The following is a 3,208-nucleotide window of genomic DNA, read 5'->3' on the forward strand; positions in this document are numbered from 1 at the left end:
ACTGTACCCTTTTTGGGGAAAAGTCCCCGTTTTTAGAGGGTTATTTCCCCATTTATAGGCTTATTCTTTCAAGTTGCTTAAAAAATTCACTCGATTTAAGATTAGGTTACTATACACCTTTATTTATTCAGCGTTTCCTTAAATACCGTAGCAATATCTAATGGCGGTGAGTTAATAAAAAGTATATTGGATAACAGAATATAGCAAAGGTGTATGCACAGCTTTCAGCTTGATTTACAATATGTTCAAACTATATTTATAAGCATAAGATTGACATTTGTATTCGCAGCTATTATAATAAATATTACAAATGTAAGAATAACGAGGTTGATTATGAAGAGCTTGCCGCAGATTTCTGACGCAGAGTTTGAAGTGATGAATATTATTTGGAAATATGCCCCTACCAATACAAATGATATTGTTGAGCGACTCTCCAAAGATAAGGATTGGAGCCCCAAGACAATACAGACTATGCTTTTTCGCCTTGAAAAGAAAGGCGTTATTACGCACGAAAAAGAAAGCCGCGTTTTTGTCTATTCGCCGCTTATCAAAAAGGAAGCCTACATTGAGCTTGAAGGTAATACTTTTATAAATCGTTTTTTTGACGGTGCATTAAGTCAAATGGTTTTGAATTACTTAAATCGAAACGAATTGACAACTGAGGAAATCAATGACTTGCAGGCGATTTTAGATAAGAAACGTAAAAAGTAAGAGGCGGTCATATGTTTTTTACACGCTTTGTAACAGGCAATATATTTAGTGTCGCCGTTATCGGAATTATCCTGCTGCTTAAAAAGCTGCTGAAAAACAGGGCTTCGCTGAGATTCCATTATCATATATGGTTTGCGCTTTTGCTTTCGCTTGCAGTTGTTTTTATGCCTGCGTCATTCTTCAAATGGATTGACTTTGGCAATATCACCCGAGAGATAACAACAATGCAGAGCAATATTTCTGTGAATACTGCTTCAGCTCCCGATATGGCAGAGGATTGGCTGTATGATTTTACCGAAATGGTTGATGTCGCCGATAAAGCTGAGTTAAATGCGATCTTCTTAATAATCTGGATAATCGGAGCTTTGTGTGTTGCTGTGTTTTACTGTTTTGGAGGAAGAAAGCTCAAGGCAATAAAGCGTTTTGCTGAGCCGCCGCCTGAAAATATTATCGCGTTATTTAACGATTGCCTGACGAAAACTTCTGTAAAACAAAGGGTACGGTTAATGCAGTCGGATATGGTAACATCTACGTTAAGTTTCGGGTACATACATTGTTGGATTGTTCTGCCGGGCAGTGTAATACAGAATTTATCTGAAAAAGAAATTGAGCATATTCTGATGCATGAGATTACCCACATTAAGCATAATGACATCTGGACGAATGGTTTATTTTGCACTGCACAGATTCTATATTGGTTTAATCCGTTCATTTGGTCGGCTTTTTCAAGGATGCGGTGTGACCGTGAAGCCTATTGCGATTGGTCGGTACTGAACATTTATAACACCGAAGAGGAACGGCTGTGTTATGGAGATACGCTCTTAAAATTTGCACGCTTGAAAAAAGGTAAGTTGATATACTCGGCAAACGGTTTGTTCGATAACAAAGCACAGCTCAAATATCGCATTGAACGAATTGCAGGCTTTAAAAAAGAAACAAAGCTTGCAAAAACAGTCGGGTGCAGTCTTATTGCTGTGGTGTTTTTCTCGGCAGCGATGCAGATTCCTGTTTTTACGGCTGCTGCTTCGGATTTTGGTTTGTCATATGTGCCTGAACGAAAGATAGAGATAATTGAACAGGATCACAGCGATTTATTCGGCACTGCTCACGGATGTGCAGTTATATACGATATGCAAGCCGATGTTTACAATGTATATAACTTATCGGCAGCGACCAAAAGAATTGCGCCTTGTTCGACCTTCAAAATATACAGTGCCTTGAATGCGTTGGAACAAGGGATAATTACTCCTGATGACAGCTTTATTCAATGGGATAATGTATCTCGAAATTTCCCATCTTGGAACAGTGATCAAGACCTTAATTCTGCCATGCGTAATTCCGTCAACTGGTATTTTCAGCTTCTGGATAAGGCTTCAGGGGCAGATAAATTACAGGATTTTTATACCGGCATAGGCTACGGAAACGGATATGTCGGGAAAGACACTGCATATTATTGGAACGGCAGCAATTTGAAAATATCTCCGCTGGAGCAGGTTGAATTGCTGGTTAAGCTTTATAACAACGGCTTCGGATTTAATGAATCAAATGTGGAGGCAGTAAAAAATGCTATCTTTCTTTCGGAAAACAACGGCAATAAGCTTTACGGAAAAACAGGCACGGGTAAAGTTGGAAGTAACGATGTAAATGGCTGGTTTGTGGGCTATGCAGAGGTAAAGGGTAATACTTATTTCTTTGCGGTCAACCTGCAAGATGAAAGCAATGCAAACGGCAATGCCGCCGTTCAAATCACATACTCAATTTTTGAAAAAATGGGTATATCCATAAATTAGCTAAAAGTAAGATGAGCTGTTGAAGGTCTATACTTAGCTGTCAACAGCTCAAAATCACGGCCTTAAATATTACAGATGTAAGAAATAGAAAGGAAATTGCAATGAAGAAATCATTTAAACTATTATGGAGAATTATTCCGTTAGCATTGGGGCTTATTTGTATCGCGCTTGTTGTTATTACTCAATCAAAAGAAGCAGGGCAACAGGAGGTTGAAATAAAAAAACCGGATATAGAGGTTCTGAATAACAGGGAGGGTGAGCTTGTTTTTTCGATTTCCATAGATGGTTTTATAGACAGCTACAACAGCTTTTATCGGAAAGATAAAAACGCCGATTACCTGCTTCCGTCATCAAAATGGAGCACTGATATTTATGAAACTGCAATTCATTCAAACCACGAAACAATATATTATAATTTTACCGAGGATGAAAAAAAGTGGCTGCTTCCGACTATATCGGTTTATGTTCCTTCAAACGGCGATTATATACAAGAGATCACGCTGAATTTTGATGACCACGGTTACACTGCGGAAATGTATGAATTGTATGAAGAAATGTGCTTTTATACGATTAAAGTATTATTCCCCGATTTTACGGACGATAAAATTATTGAGCTGTATACCACTCTGAACAACATGGCTTACGATAATTTTACAACTGTAAAATACACTTCTGAATCCGTGCCATGTGCCTTGTATCACAAGGAC

At 38.2% G+C, this 3,208-nt stretch carries 3 protein-coding genes; all 3 read left to right on the forward strand.

The window, feature by feature from the left end; all coding sequences use genetic code 11:
- The first annotated feature begins 333 nt into the window (after window positions 1-333).
- Window positions 334-711 (forward strand): BlaI/MecI/CopY family transcriptional regulator, encoded by a 378-nt coding sequence (locus ACJMMI_RS08610; protein ID WP_405354964.1) that lies wholly within the window; start codon window positions 334-336, stop codon window positions 709-711.
- Window positions 712-722: 11 nt separating this feature from the next.
- The gene (locus tag ACJMMI_RS08615; protein ID WP_405354966.1) at window positions 723-2,501 is read left to right on the forward strand and encodes a BlaR1 family beta-lactam sensor/signal transducer; all 1,779 of its coding nucleotides are present in this window, start codon (window positions 723-725) and stop codon (window positions 2,499-2,501) included.
- 101 nt (window positions 2,502-2,602) lie between these two features.
- On the forward strand, window positions 2,603-3,208 hold a 606-nt coding region (locus tag ACJMMI_RS08620; RefSeq protein WP_405354969.1), incomplete at its 3' end, for a hypothetical protein.

Origin of the sequence: Ruminococcus sp., assembly GCF_045129435.1 — a bacterium.
Lineage (GTDB): Bacteria > Bacillota > Clostridia > Oscillospirales > Acutalibacteraceae > Ruminococcoides.